Annotated in this window: 13 protein-coding genes; 12 read left to right on the forward strand and 1 reads right to left on the reverse strand. The window is 64.6% G+C overall.

From position 1 onward, the window contains the following. The first annotated feature begins 48 nt into the window (after positions 1 to 48). From H6A15_RS02860 to H6A15_RS02875, 4 genes are all read left to right on the forward strand, one after another. Positions 49 to 1,281 carry an argininosuccinate synthase gene (locus H6A15_RS02860; protein ID WP_204672184.1) on the forward strand — a complete coding sequence of 411 codons (1,233 nt, stop codon included), beginning with the start codon at positions 49 to 51 and terminating at the stop codon, positions 1,279 to 1,281. A gap of 174 nt (positions 1,282 to 1,455) precedes the next feature. Then, positions 1,456 to 1,701: a hypothetical protein gene (locus H6A15_RS02865; protein WP_204672185.1), complete on the forward strand. Its 246-nt coding sequence runs from the start codon at positions 1,456 to 1,458 to the stop codon at positions 1,699 to 1,701. Then, entirely contained in the window at positions 1,702 to 3,129 is a 1,428-nt protein-coding gene (argH, locus tag H6A15_RS02870; RefSeq protein WP_204672186.1) for an argininosuccinate lyase, read from the forward strand. It begins immediately after the preceding gene. Between the two features lie 256 nt (positions 3,130 to 3,385). Next, positions 3,386 to 4,702: an L-serine ammonia-lyase, iron-sulfur-dependent, subunit alpha gene (locus tag H6A15_RS02875; protein ID WP_204672187.1), complete on the forward strand. Its 1,317-nt coding sequence runs from the start codon at positions 3,386 to 3,388 to the stop codon at positions 4,700 to 4,702. Between the two features lie 251 nt (positions 4,703 to 4,953). On the opposite strand, the gene H6A15_RS02880 is transcribed toward H6A15_RS02875, so the two are convergent. After that, a complete protein-coding gene (locus H6A15_RS02880) occupies positions 4,954 to 5,739 on the reverse strand; it encodes an HAD family hydrolase (RefSeq protein ID WP_204672188.1) in 786 nt (261 codons plus the stop codon). Between the two features lie 472 nt (positions 5,740 to 6,211). Here H6A15_RS02880 and rpsA point away from each other — a divergent pair, with 472 nt between their 5' ends. The 8 genes from rpsA (at position 6,212) to pstB (ending at position 13,927) form a co-directional block, all read left to right on the forward strand. Beyond that, positions 6,212 to 7,369 carry a 30S ribosomal protein S1 gene (gene rpsA / locus H6A15_RS02885; protein ID WP_204672189.1) on the forward strand — a complete coding sequence of 386 codons (1,158 nt, stop codon included), beginning with the start codon at positions 6,212 to 6,214 and terminating at the stop codon, positions 7,367 to 7,369. Between the two features lie 137 nt (positions 7,370 to 7,506). Next, positions 7,507 to 8,172 carry an HAD family hydrolase gene (locus tag H6A15_RS02890; protein ID WP_204672190.1) on the forward strand — a complete coding sequence of 222 codons (666 nt, stop codon included), beginning with the start codon at positions 7,507 to 7,509 and terminating at the stop codon, positions 8,170 to 8,172. 167 nt (positions 8,173 to 8,339) lie between these two features. Further along, positions 8,340 to 9,782: a Sapep family Mn(2+)-dependent dipeptidase gene (locus H6A15_RS02895; RefSeq protein WP_204672191.1), complete on the forward strand. Its 1,443-nt coding sequence runs from the start codon at positions 8,340 to 8,342 to the stop codon at positions 9,780 to 9,782. A 76-nt stretch (positions 9,783 to 9,858) separates the two neighbouring features. Beyond that, a complete protein-coding gene (locus H6A15_RS02900; protein ID WP_204672192.1) occupies positions 9,859 to 10,035 on the forward strand; it encodes a hypothetical protein in 177 nt (58 codons plus the stop codon). Positions 10,036 to 10,259: 224 nt separating this feature from the next. Beyond that, positions 10,260 to 11,198: a phosphate ABC transporter substrate-binding protein gene (locus H6A15_RS02905; protein ID WP_204672193.1), complete on the forward strand. Its 939-nt coding sequence runs from the start codon at positions 10,260 to 10,262 to the stop codon at positions 11,196 to 11,198. 65 nt (positions 11,199 to 11,263) lie between these two features. Beyond that, entirely contained in the window at positions 11,264 to 12,175 is a 912-nt protein-coding gene (gene pstC, locus H6A15_RS02910) for a phosphate ABC transporter permease subunit PstC (protein WP_204672194.1), read from the forward strand. Further along, entirely contained in the window at positions 12,168 to 13,094 is a 927-nt protein-coding gene (gene pstA, locus H6A15_RS02915; protein ID WP_289545327.1) for a phosphate ABC transporter permease PstA, read from the forward strand. Before pstC ends, pstA begins: the two co-directional genes overlap by 8 nt. Further along, entirely contained in the window at positions 13,091 to 13,927 is an 837-nt protein-coding gene (gene pstB / locus H6A15_RS02920; RefSeq protein WP_204672195.1) for a phosphate ABC transporter ATP-binding protein PstB, read from the forward strand. The genes pstA and pstB overlap by 4 nt, the downstream gene beginning before the upstream one ends. The last annotated feature ends 247 nt before the right edge of the window (positions 13,928 to 14,174 follow it).

Raw genomic sequence — 14,174 nt, forward strand, 5'->3', positions numbered from 1 at the left:
GAGCTCATCCGGTTCCATCTGTACGTTCATGATTCGAAGGGAACTCCCATGAGCAAGGAAAAAGTCGTACTCGCGTATTCTGGCGGCCTGGACACCTCCGTCTGCATCAAGTGGCTCCAAGAGGAGAAGGGCCTCGACGTCATCTGCGTGCTGGGCAACGTCGGCCAGGAGATCCACGGCCTTGACTACAAGAAGCAAAAGGCGCTTGACCTCGGCGTCATCGATTGCCACGTGCTCGAGCTGAAAGACGAGTATGCCGACGAGTACCTCACCCGTGCCATCGCTGCAAACTCCATGTACGAGAACAAGTACCCGCTGCTTTCGGCTCTTTCGCGTCCTCTGCTTGCTGCCAAGCTCGTCGACGTGGCGCACCAGTATGGTGCCAAGTACGTGGCGCACGGCTGCACCGGCAAGGGCAACGACCAGGTGCGTTTCGAGGCTTCCATCTTGACGCTCGACCCCGAGCTCGAGGTCATCGCCCCGGTTCGCGAGTGGGACCTCAAGTGCCGTCCCGACGAGGTCGCCTATGCGCACGAGCACGGCGTTCCGGTTCCCGAGGGCGCAAACGACAACCCCTACTCCATCGACGACAACCTGTGGGGCCGCGCCATCGAGTGCGGCGTGCTCGAGGATCCCTGGAACGAGCCCCCGCACGACGTGTGGGTCATGACCAAGGACCCCGAGGAGACCCCTGACGTGCCCACCTATGTCGACATCGACTTCGAGGGGGGCAAGCCGGTCGCGCTCGATGGCGAGAAGATGCCCCTGGCGGCCCTCGTCGAGAAGCTCAACCACATCGCCGGCGACAACGGCTACGGACGCCTCGACCTCATGGAGAACCGCATGGTGGGCCTGAAGTCCCGCGAGTGCTACGAGGTGCCTGCCGCCCTCACCCTCATCAACGCCCACAAGGCGCTCGAGGACCTCACGCTTGAGCGCGACGTGCTGCACCAGAAGCTCTATCTGGAGCAGACCTGGGCCACCTGCGTCTACAACGGGCAGTGGTTCAGCCCGCTCAAGAAGGCGCTCGACGCCTTTATGGCCGAGACCCAGAAGTTCGTGACCGGTACGGTGCGCGTCAAGTTCTTCAAGGGACATTGCACCGTCATGGGCCGCAAGAGCCCCTGCTCGCTCTACGACTTCGGCCTGGCGACCTACGACCGCGACACCACCTTTGACGAGAAGGCCGCCGAGGGCTTCATCCAGATCGAGACCCTCTCTCTCAAGACGTGGGCCAAGATGCAGGGTCCCACGTCCGATGCCGCCAAGGGCCTGGCGTAGGCACCTGCCCGCGCCTTGCGGCGCCCCTGCGTCCCTGTCGGCACCCGGCATGCCATCGCCCGCCACGCCGCCTTGTCGCCGCGGGCGGGCGCGCCGCCCAAGCCGTTCTGTGTGTTCTCGCGCCTCCGGAAGCGACTCGCCGGAGGCGCCTCCCAAGCCGTTTGGAGTTCTCCCATGTCCATCACCTCATGCCTGGCGTCCCTCGCGCCCGAATACGATATCGAGCTCATGTGCACGACCCCATCCACGCTCAAGGAGTGGTGCTCCTCGTGCGGCCCGCGGACGAATGTCGCGGCGTTCGTTGGCTGCGCCACGCGCGCGACGTACGACGCCGTGAGCCTCCAGGCGCTGCTGCACCGCGGCGGCGTGAAGACTTCGGTGAAGCGGTTCGCGGTCGGTCTCGCCGAGGGGGTCTGCTAAATGGCGCTCTGGGGAGGCAGGTTCGAGCAGGGCGTCGCCGAGGTGACGCAGGAGTTTGGCGCGTCGCTGCCCGTGGACAAGGCGCTCTATAGGCAAGACATTGCCGGTTCGAAGGCGCATGCCGCCATGCTTGCCGCCCAGGGCATCATCTCGCATGAGGACGAGCGCGCCATCCGCGAGGGCCTCGAGGGCATCGAGGCCGACATCGACGCCGGCACATTCGTCTTTGATATCAATGACGAGGACATCCACATGGCGGTGGAGAGCGAGCTCACGCGTCGCATCGGCGAGGCGGGCGGCCGCCTTCACACGGGCCGCTCGCGCAACGACCAGGTGGCGACCGATACACGGCTCGCTGCCAAGGCGCTCGCCCGCGACCTCATGCAGGCGAATCTCGGCCTGCGCCGGGCGCTTCTGGTCGAGGCGGACAAGGCGGGCGCCACGGTGCTGCCGGGCATGACGCACCTGCAGCATGCCCAGCCGGTGCTGCTCTCGCACCACCTGCTCGCCTATGTCTGGATGTTCACGCGCGATTTCGGCAGGCTCCGCTCCGCGTTTGACGCGTCGGACGCGTCCCCGCTCGGCGCGGCTGCGCTGGCGGGCACCACCTATCCGCTCGATCGGCGCATGACGGCCGAGACGCTCGGCTTCTCGAGCGTGATCGATAACTCACTCGACGCCGTGTCTGATCGCGACTTCCTGCTCGACCTCGAGTATGCCTGCGCCGTCATGGCGGTGCACCTCTCGCGGCTCTCGGAGGAGATCGTGCTGTGGAGCTCGCAGGAGTTTGGCTTCATCACGCTTTCCGACTCCTATTCCACCGGATCGTCGATCATGCCGCAGAAGAAGAACCCCGACTTCGCCGAGCTGATCCGTGGAAAGACCGGCCGCGTGGTGGGCGACCTCACGCAGCTTCTCGTGACGCTCAAAGGCCTGCCGCTCGCCTACAACAAGGACATGCAGGAGGACAAGGAGGGCGCGCTCGACGCCGCCCATACGCTCATGCAGTGCCTGTCGGTGATGACGGGGATGGTGTCGACGTGGACGGTGCATGCCGACCGCATGCGCGCCGTCATGCACCGCGGGCATCTCGCCGCGACCGACGTGGCCGATTATCTGGCCAAGCGCGGCATGCCGTTCCGCGAGGCGCACGCTGTGGTGGGCCACCTGGTCCTTGAGGCCGAGAAGCGCGGCTGCGACATCTCCGAGCTGCCGTTCGAGGCGTTCCAAGAGGCAAGCGAGCTGTTCCGGCGCGATATCACCGGCGCCCTCGACATCGATGCGATCGTGGCGGCGCGCACGACCGAGGGCGGCACCGCTCCGTCTGCCGTCGCCGACCAGCTCAAGCGGGCGCAGGCGCGCTATCTGGTGGACGAGTCCTCTATGGCGCTGCTGTCTCCGGTTGTCGAGATGGGGCACGGCGCCTAAGAGGTCCGGCACGCGTCCCGGGTCCACGCCGGGGCAGCCCGGCTGCGGGCGAGATAGATGCACTGCGGCGCTCTGCCGGACGCCTTCTGGGGGCCGGCGGGGCGCCGCCGCATGTCGCGGCACATTTGTGCGCATCATGCACGCGTGGTATCCGAACATGGCGTTTGCGCCGGTTTCGAGTGCGGAGATGCACGAGTCTTTGGTTGCGCATACAATTGAGCGGTATCTATAACACACCTATATAAAGGAGAATTCCGTGAGTACCTCCGCTCCGCTCGACGCCGCCTCTCGCGACCGCCTGTACTGCGACATCCTTAATCGCGAGCTCGTGTGCGCCCTTGGCTGCACCGAACCCATCGCCGTCGCGTATGCCGCGGCGCTTGCGCGCGAAACGCTCGGCGCGGAGCCGACTCACCTCAAGGTCGACTGTTCGGGGAACATCATCAAGAACGTCAAGAGCGTGACCGTTCCCAATTCGGGCGGCATGCACGGCATCGAGGCCGCAGCGCTGCTCGGCGCCGTGGGCGGCGACGCCTCGAGCGCCCTCGAGGTGCTCGAGTCGGTGGGGGAGCGCGACCTCGCCCGCACCCACGAGCTCCTTGCCGCCGACGCATGCGAGGTGTCGCTCGCCGAGGGCGTCCCCAACCTGTATATTCGCGTCGTTGCCACGGCCGGCGGGCACGCCGCAGAGGTGGTCATCGCCGATCATCACACCAACGTCGTCCTGCGCGCCCTCGACGGCGTGGCGCAGGAGGGTTCCGTCGCGGCCGCCCAAGGCTGCATGGACGCCGCCGACGCGTCGCATGAGCAGGACGTGGCGTTGACCCTCGACGGCATCATGGAGTTTGCGCGCACGGGGGACATCGACGCCGCGCGCGAGGCGCTCGAGCGCCAGATTCGTCTCAACAGCGCCATCTCTGAAGAGGGCCTGACCAATCCCTGGGGCGCCCAGGTGGGCAAGACCCTGCTCGCCAGCCGCTATGACGACGTCGCCTGCCGCGCGCGTGCCCGCGCCGCGGCCGGTTCGGATGCGCGCATGAACGGGTGCTCCATGCCCGTCGTCATCGTCTGCGGCTCGGGAAACCAGGGCATCACGGCGTGCATGCCGGTGGTTGAATACGCCCACAAGTTCGGCGTGTCCCACGAGGGGCTGCTGCGCGCGCTCGCGCTCTCGAATCTTGTCGCGGTGCATGTGAAGAGCTACATCGGAGCGCTCTCGGCGTTCTGCGGCGTGGTGTGCGCCGCCTGCGGCGCCGGCGCGGCCATCACATGGATGGCGGGCGGCACGCCGGAGCAGGTGGGCGCCACCGTGGTGAACACGCTGGGCAACGTGGGCGGCATCGTGTGCGACGGCGCCAAGTCGAGCTGCGCCGCAAAGATCTCGGCTGCGGTGGATGCCGCCATTCTGGGGCACAACATGGCCATGGTGGGCAGGAGCTTCCGTGCGGGCGAGGGCCTTGTCCAGGAGACCGTGGAGGAGACCATCGCGAGCATGGGATACGTCGGCCGCGTTGGCATGCACCCCACCGATGTCGAGATCTTGAACGTGATGATCGGCAAGACGCGGGTGTAGCTTCTCGGCGCCTTGCGCGGAGGGCTGTTGCGAGCTGCGGCAGGCGCCGCTCGTGGTCAATCTGGCCCCCTCTGGGTATGAACTTTGCGCCTGTGCGGCCTGGATGGTCGATATATGTCCCATCTGGGTATGCCCCGCGTGCCGAGGAGGCCTTCTGGTCAAAAGGGGCGTCCCCTGGGCGCCCCGCGCCGACGTATCGTGGGCGACGTGTCCTGATGATGCGTTGGACGCGTGTTGCGGCGCGCCCTCGGCTATCGATGCCCGGCGGTGTCTTGCACGATATCGAGCAGGTCGCGCTCCTGGCGCTCGTAGAAACGCTCCTCGATTTCGTTGAAGCTCGCGGCAAAATCTGCCATGGAGCCTGACCAGGTCGCGCGGACGGGGTTGCCGCGGCCGACAAAGGCGGTCTGGAGTCCGATGTCCGGCGAGCAGAAGTCGCGCTTGGGGTCGTTGCCCACCATGAGGGCCTCTTCGGGGGAGCATCCCAGCCTGTCGAGGTTTTCGCGATAATACCGCTCCGAAGGCTTGCAGCGGGTGCTGTTCTCCATGGTGGTCACCACGTCGAACGGCATGTCCAGCAGGTCTCCCCAGCCCATGCGGCACTCGATGCACGCGCGGCTGAAGCTCGGGTTGGTGAGCAGCGCCACGCGGATGCCGCGTGACACGAGCAGGTCGATCGCCTCGTGGGCGCCCGCGCGGGGGCGGGCGGCGATGATGGCGTCGTTGCGGCGGGGGAGGACCTCTCGCTCGTAGAACTCAAAGGCGTCGGCGACCACGGGGTCGTCGAGCGGCACGCCGCAGCGCGACTCGATGCTGCGCGCGAAGAATTCGCCGTTGGTGCGCAGGTCGTCATCGGGGCGCTCGTTGTTGTTGAGCTCGAGCATGGCGCCGGTCACGGTTGCGAGCATGGAGAGCGGGCTTTTCCGCGCGATGTCGGCAAGCAGGCGCGCCATGTCCATGGCGTAGACCGCGATGAACGCGCTCAGGTTGATGTCGAGCAGTGTGTCATCCATGTCGAATACGACAGCTTTCAGCATGGCGTCCCTCCTTTCGGGGCGTGCGTCCGGATGCGAGGCGCGAAGGGTCGCCGCGGTGCCCGAGGCCGGCTCGTCGGAAGCCAGATGCCGGGGGCGGGCACCGCGACGGTCACAGGGCGGCACGGCTAATTGTTCATTCTTACCCATTTTGCCGCGCTTGTTTCCAAGATGTTTCGTTCGGGATGGCTTCGCGCGGCGCCTTGAGCGACGCTCGTGCCGTTCGCCGGCGCAGGTACGCCGCCTATCCCGCTCGTTGGGACCGCTTCGGGGGCATTGGTAAAAAAATCGGTCGACAACCTTGAAAACAGGCCGAATTCCTCGTACCCTATAAGACCGTGAATGCATCTGCTTCACATACGTATCTGTCGGCCCCCGAGTTGTTCCAGGCGGCGCGCGCGGATGTCAATCTTGGCGCTCGCGTTCACTGCAGGTCCTTGCAATCGGGGCCCCGTAGTTCGAAAGGGGTCCACCTTTGAGTGAGATTCAGAACTCGTCCATCTTCTCCCTCGACGACGTAAACGATGAGGAGATGAACAGCCTTATCGACGGCACGATCACCGACTTCGATGAGGGCGATCTGGTCAACGGCACCGTTGTCAAGATCGAGAAGGACGAAGTCCTCGTTGACATCGGATTCAAGTCCGAGGGCGTCATCCCGGTTCGCGAGCTTTCCATCCGCAAGGACGCCAATCCTGCAGACATCGTTGCCCTGGGCGATCCCATCGAGGCCCTGGTCCTTCAGAAGGAGGACAAGGACGGTCGCCTGGTGCTCTCCAAGAAGCGTGCTGAGTACGAGCGTGCTTGGAACCGCATCGAGGAGAAGTTCAACTCCGGCGAGAACGTCGAGGGCGAGGTCATCGAGGTCGTCAAGGGCGGTCTCATCCTCGACATCGGCCTGCGCGGCTTCCTGCCTGCGTCCCTGGTCGACCTTCGTCGCGTCAAGGACCTCACCAGCTATCTGGGCACCCGCATCGAGGCCCGCGTCATCGAGATGGATCGCAACCGCAACAACGTCGTGCTCTCCCGCCGCGTGGTGCTCGAAGAGTCCCGCAAGGCCGAGCGCACCGAGATCCTCTCCAAGCTCAAGAGCGGCATGCGCCTCAAGGGCACCGTTTCCTCCATCGTGGACTTCGGCGCCTTCGTGGACCTGGGCGGCATCGACGGCCTCATCCACATCTCCGAGCTCTCTTGGAACCACGTCAACCACCCCTCCGAGGTCGTCAAGGTCGGCCAGGAGGTCGAGGTCGAGGTGCTCGACGTCGATCTGAACCGCGAGCGCATCTCGCTTGGCCTCAAGCAGACCACCGAGGATCCGTGGCGCACGCTCGTCAAGAAGTACCCCGTGGGCGCCATCGTCGAGGGCACCGTCACCAAGCTCGTGCCGTTCGGCGCGTTCGTCGACCTTGGTGAGGGCATCGAGGGCCTCGTGCACATCTCCGAGATGGCTAACAAGCACGTTGACCAGCCCAGCCAGGTCACCCATGTGGGCGCCAAGGTGCAGGTCAAGGTCATGGAGATCGACCTCGACCGTCGTCGCATCTCCCTGTCCATGAAGTCCGCCGCCGAGACGCTGGGCGTCGAGGTGGAGGTTGCTCCGCTGGACAAGCCCGAGGAGAAGGACGCCGAGTAGCCTTGTAGCTTCTGGTGTTTTGTACGGTCCGTCACCTAAGCGGTGGCGGACCGTTTTTTGTTTTCCCTCACAGGACATGATGGCTCCTGTCGCGACATAGGTATGGAAAGGGTTCGAGCGTGGAGGACGAGGCGAACATGGCGGGCGCATCTCTTGCGGAGCGCCCGGTGGTGCTTTTCGATTTCGATGGGACCGTTGTCGACACGGGGCCGGCGGTGCTGCGCGTCGCTCGAGAGACCCTGTGGAGCGCGGGGTATACGGACGAGCAGATCCCCGACCTCACACCCATCATCGGCCCGCCGATCGAGATGGGCTTCATGATGACCATGGGCGTGTCGCGCGAGGAGGCGGACTGCCTCGTCGCCCGGTATCGTGAGATATTTGCCGAGACGGTGCACCCTGGCGACTATCCGCCGCCCGAGGGCATGGTCGAGCTGCTGCGCGACCTGACGTCTGCAGGCAGGCGTCTCGCGGTTGCGACCTCGCGCTTGGAGCGGAGCTGTCTTGAGATGCTGCGGGGCATCGACCTCGATGTGTTTGAGGTGGTATGCGGTCGCGTCTACGGCGTGCGCGAGACCAAGGCGGATTCGATTCGGGGCGCGCTCGCAGGCTTGCATGCCCGCCCTGAGGACGCCGTGATGGTGGGCGACCGCTTCAACGACGTCGAAGGCGCCCACGAAGTCGGCCTGCCGTGCGTGGGCATCTATTCGGGCGCTGCCGCGCCTGGGGAGCATGAACGTGCGGGCGCCGAGGCGATCTGCCACTCGGTCGAGGAGCTGCGAGCCATATTGCTGCCTCGCTGACGGGCATAGCCCTGCCGGCGGCTGGTGGCCTCGGCTGATTCGGGTGCCTGGTGGGCACGCACGTCCGGGGCCGGCCTGTCTGACCCCCATTGCCCTGCATGGTCGCCTCTGGCAGAATCGAGTCGACAAGAGGGACGGAGACTCGACTCAAGGAAAGGCGATGCACCATGGACGCAGCTATCGAGGCAAAGATTGATGCCTATATCGATGAGGTTTGGGAAGACGTCGTCGGCGACATCGAGCGGCTGGTGTCATACCCATCGGTAGCGGATGCCGGACGGGCAGAGCCCGGGTCCCCCTTCGGCAAGCCGGTCCGGGGCGCGCTCGACTGCGCGCTCGGCATTGCCCGACGTCTGGGCTATGAGACCTCCGACGATGACGGATACATGGGCATCGCGGACATTCCCGGCGAGCGGATGGAGCATGTTGCCACCATTGCGCACGTGGACGTCGTTCCCGCCGGCACGGGCTGGGCGACCGATCCGTTCGCCATGGCAAGGCGCGATGGATGGCTTCTCGGCCGCGGCGTCATCGATGACAAGGGCCCTGCGGTGCTGTCGCTGTATGCGGGAGCCTTTCTGCTCCGCGAGGGCGTGCGTCCCCGCTATACCTTCCGGGCCCTGCTCGGGTGCGACGAAGAGGTGGGCATGACCGACGTCCACCATTATCTCGCGTCACATGAGCAGCCCCTGTTCCTGTTCACCCCCGATGCGGAGTTTCCTGTCTGCAACGCCGAGAAGGGCTGCTTCGGCGCCGTCTTCACGAGCGGAGAGATCTCGGGCGGCCGCATCCTCTCCTGGAGCGGAGCCGAGGTCACCAACGCCATCCCCGGCGAGTCGGTGCTGGAGATCGCCGTCGATGCGGCATCGCTGCCCGAGCCCGTCTCAGGTGCCGGCCGCATTCGTATCGAAGAGGTGCGTCCGGGCGTGGCGCGTATCGTCGCCACCGGTATCGGCGGCCACGCATCGCTGCCGGAAGGCACCATCAATGCCATCGGCCTTGTAGTCGACTACCTGCGCGAGGCAAGCCGTGCGCGCGCCGCGCGGGGCGAAGGGGCGCTGCTCTCCGCAGAGGAAGAGCGGTTCTGCGAGCTGCTGGCGCGCGTACATGCCGACACGGCCGGAGAGGGTCTCGGCATCGCGAGCCGCAGCGAGGCGTTCGGTCCGCTCACGGTCAACGGGGGCACCATCGACGTCGCCGACGGCCACATCAGGCAGACTATCGACGTGCGCTTTCCCGATAGCACCACGGTGGCGTCCATGCTCGGGGCTCTGCGCGAGCTTGCCGGGCAATTTGGCGCTACGATTGAAGAGACGCGCAGCAAGCCGCCGTTTTCGGTGGGGGCCGACCATCCGGCGGTGCAGACGCTGCTTGCGGTCTATAGCGAGGTGACAGGAAACGAGGCGAAGCCGTTCTCGATGGGCGGGGGAACGTACGCCCGAAACTTCGAGCGCGCCGTTTCCTTCGGACCGGAGGGAGACGAGGGCGAGGTTCCGTCGTGGGTGGGTCCGATGCATGGCGCCAACGAGGGTGCCAACGAGCAGCTGCTGCGCCGCGCGCTCAAGATCTACATCCTTGCCATCGTTCGCCTCATGCAGCTCGACTTCTAATACGAGCATGTAACCAAAGCCGTCCCTGGGGCGACTCGTCGCCCCAGGGACGTTCGACCGCCTCGAAGGAGCCATCATGGAATCGCTCGATCCCATTGTCCAACAGTTCGTGTACCTGCTGATCATTGCGGTCGCAGGTCTCTTTGGCGCGTTGCTCTACCGTCGCCATGCGGCCAGGGGGCGCCGCGACGAGCGTCCGGCGGCTTCAGGGCGGCGCCAGCAACGTAAAGCAAGGCCGCGCAAAAAGCGCTAATTGTAAGCTGGCCGTAAGGCCTTCGTCGGGGAGCCGTAACGTTTCATAAGCGACGGGTAATGACTGCCGGACGAGGGCATATGGGCTTCTTGGCGGGCGTTACAGTACCTTCCGGAACAACGGATGGAGTGCGTTTGGGGCAGGTGGACATGCCCGACGCCGGTGCAGATGGCAAGCACCGATCCGTCCGCATCTCACGCAACGTGTTCTTTGGAAGGAGAACCATGCTCGACTTCAATTGCTCTCGTCGTCAGTTCCTCGGCATCTTTGGTGGCGCTGCTGCCGTCGCCGGCCTCGGCCTCGCGGGATGCGGCGGCGAGACCGGTGGCACCGCTGCGGGCTCCGCTGGTGGCAGCTCGACTCTTACGGGCACCGTTACCTATGATGGCGCCTCTTCGTTCCAGGCTCTCGTCGAGGCTGCCGCCGAGCAGTTCATGGCTGAGAACCCCGATGTCTCCATCACCGGTTCCGGCAACGGCTCGGGTACCGGCCTGACCGCCGTGGCCGACGGCACCGTCACCATCGGCAACTCCGATGTCTTCGCCGAGACCAAGCTCGACGCAGACCAGGCTGCGACCCTCGTTGACCATGAGGTCGCCGTCGTGGGCATGGGCCCCGTCGTCTCCCTCAACGTGACCGTCGACGACCTGTCTCTCGACCAGCTCAAGGGCATTTTCTCCGGCGAGATCACCAACTGGAGCGAGGTCGGCGGAGAGGACGCCGAGATCCATGTCCTCAACCGCAAGTCTGGCTCCGGCACCCGCGCCACCTTCGAGGCCGCGGTCTTCGGTGCCGGCGCTGAGGAGAGCACCTTCAAGGGCGATGCCGAGCTCGACAAGTCCGGCGACGTTCAGACCCAGATGGGCTCCACCGACAACGCCATCTCCTACCTCGACTTCTCGCACTTCGACGAGACCAAGTTCAAGGCCATCAAGGTCAACGGCGTCGACCCGACCGACGAGAACGTCACCGACAACTCCTTCCCGATCTGGGCGACCGAGCACATGTATTGCCAGGAGGATGCCGACGAGGTGACCGTTGCGTTCCTCGAGTACATGCTCTCCGACGACGTCCAGGGTTCGCTCGTCGAGGAGCAGGGCTTCATCCCCGTCTCCAGCATGACCGTCGTCAAGGACGCAGAGGGCAACGTCACCGAGAAGTAGGATCGGCCCTCGTTTCTACGCCCTGTGCGTACGCATAGTACGCGATACTGTTCGAAAGGTGCGCTATGGCAAAGCAGATGCCAAAACGCAGCCTTGAGAAGGTCGGATTGAGTGTCACGGGCGCATGCGTTGCGCTCGTGACACTTGTCGTTGTGGCGCTTATCGTCATGGTTGCGCAGCGCGGCCTGTCCACCTTCATCAAGGACGGCGTTGATGTTCTCAACTTCTTCACGGGCACGGTGTGGAACCTGGCGGTGACCGATGAGGCCACCGGTCTGCCCTTCACGGGCGCGCTTCCGCTCATCGTGACCTCCTTCGCGGTCACGATCATCTCGACCGTGATCGCGCTGCCGATCGCCATCGGGTCGGCCATCTACGTGGTGGAGATTCAGCCGAAGTTTGGCCAGAAGTACTTCCAGCCGCTCATCGAGCTTCTCGTGGGCATCCCTTCGGTCGTCTTCGGCCTCATTGGCTTCCATGTCATCGTTAGTGCGGTGCGCGCGATCTTCAACGTCGAGATGGGCCTCGGCATCCTGCCCGGCTCCATCGTGCTGGCGCTCATGATCCTTCCCACCATCACCACGCTCTCCATCGACGCTCTTCGCGCCGTACCCGATAGCTATCGTCAGGGTTCGCTGGCGCTTGGCTATACCCGCTGGCAGACCATCTGGCACGTGGTGCTTAAAAGCGCCACGCCGTCGCTCATGACCGCGGTCATCCTGGGTATGACCCGCGCCTTCGGCGAGACGCTCGCCGTGCGCATGGTCATCGGCGGCGTCGAGGCCATGCCCACATCGCTCATCGACTCTGCGTCCACCATCACCACGACGCTCACCACCTCCATGGCGGTTTACGCCACCGGCTCGGTGCAAAACGACGCGCTCTGGACGCTTGGCCTTCTGCTCATGGGCATGTCGCTCTTCTTCATCCTGATCATCCACCTCATCGGCGCGAAGGGGGCGAAGTCCCGTGGCTAATGCAACCGCTCCGGCGCAGGACGCGCGCATCAAGCGCTCCATGCGCAACGATAAGATCGCGACGGGCATCCTCACCGTGATCGTAGCCATCGTCATGGCCATTGTCGTGTCCATGGTCGTCTACATTCTCTTCCAGGGCGTGGGCCAGCTCTTCCAGCCGGGCTTCCTCACCGAGGCGAGCCGTTCCAACGGCACCGAGGGCGGTATCGCCTACCAGCTCTTCGACTCGTTCTACCTGCTGGTGCTCACCCTCATCATCTCGGTGCCCATCTCGCTGTTCGCGGCGGTCTTTTTGGTCGAGTATGCCCCCGACGGGCCCGTCACCAAGATCGCTTCGACGGCCATCGAGACCCTGTCCTCGCTGCCGTCCATCGTGGTGGGCATGTTCGGCTTCCTCATGTTCTCGGTGAATTTTGGCTGGGGTTATTCGCTCATCTCAGGCGCCATCGCTCTCACGATGTTCAACATCCCCATCCTCACCCGCGTCATCACCCAGGCGCTCGAGGACGTTCCCGCAAGCCAGCGCGACGCATGCCTGGCCATGGGCCTTACGCGTTGGGAGACCACGATTCACGTGTTGATTCCGGCGGCTATGCCCGCCATCGTGACCGGCGTGGTGCTCTCTGCCGGCCGCGTGTTCGGCGAGGCGGCGGCTCTGCTGTTCACCTCCGGTATGTCGAGCCCCGCGCGCCTCAACTTCCTGTCCCTGAACTTCGCGAGCCCCACCTGCGCGTGGAACATCTTCCGTCCGGGCGAGTCGCTTGCCGTGCACATCTACAAGATCTACGGCGAAGGCAGCCCCGAGGCGCAGCACATCGTGTGGGGCACCGCCGCGATCCTTATGATCTGCGTGCTGCTGTTCAATGTGCTCTCCCGCATCGCAGGCAAGGCGCTCGCTAGGAGGATGACTGCCGAATGACGAACGAGACCGATCAGTTCCTGGCCGACGTCGATTCCAGCGAGAAGGGCGCCCGCATCTCGGGTGTGGCGGTTTCGGACGAGGTCATGCTTGAGACCCATGATGTGAACGTCTACTACGGCGACCATCATGCCCTGCACGACACGAGCCTGAAGTTCCACAAGGGTGAGATCACTGCGCTCATCGGCCCGTCTGGCTGCGGCAAGTCGACCTATCTGCGCAGCCTGAACCTCATGAACCGTGAGATCAAAGGCTGCCGCGTCGAGGGCGAGATCATCTACCAGGACCGCAACATCAACACCAAGACCGAGAACCTCTACGAGCTCCGCAAGTCCATCGGCATGGTGTTCCAGCAGCCCAATCCCTTCCATAAGTCCATTCGCGAGAACATCACGTTCGCGCCGAAGCGTCACGGCATCAAAGACAAGGACACGCTCGATCAGATGGTCGAGGAGAGCCTGCGCGGCGCCGCGCTGTGGGACGAGGTCAAGGACAAGCTTGACCAGAGCGCCTTCGCCCTTTCCGGCGGCCAGCAGCAGCGCCTGTGCATCGCGCGCACCCTTGCCATGCACCCCGACGTGATCCTGTTCGATGAGCCCTGCTCGGCGCTCGACCCCATCTCGACGCTCGCCATCGAGGACCTCATGGCATCCATCGTGAAGGATCGCGCCATCGTGATCGTGACCCATAACATGGAGCAGGCCTCCCGTGTGTCCAACCGCACCGCCTTCTTCTATATGGGCGATATGGTCGAGTACGGTGAGACGAACCAGATCTTCCAGCGACCGAAAGACAAGCGTCTGAACGACTACCTGACCGGTATGTTCTCGTAAGGACGCCTCGATGCCGGGCGCCGCCTTCGTGCCGGCGTCCCATCGTTATTGTTTTTCGCATCGGCCCGTCGCGCCTTCCTGCCATGCCATTCATGTGCGACGCGGCTCTTCCCCTATATGCGGCGACCCATGTCCATCTGGGTCGCCGCTTTTCGCTATGAAGGGCAAGTGGGCGCGGGCCTTGATGGCGGGGCGCCCACGTCTCCGGCGATGCCGATGGCGTGGGCGCCCTCATCTCAAAAGGTTG

Origin of the sequence: Enorma phocaeensis (genome assembly GCF_016901575.1) — a bacterium.
Classification (GTDB): domain Bacteria; phylum Actinomycetota; class Coriobacteriia; order Coriobacteriales; family Coriobacteriaceae; genus Limicola; species Limicola phocaeensis_A.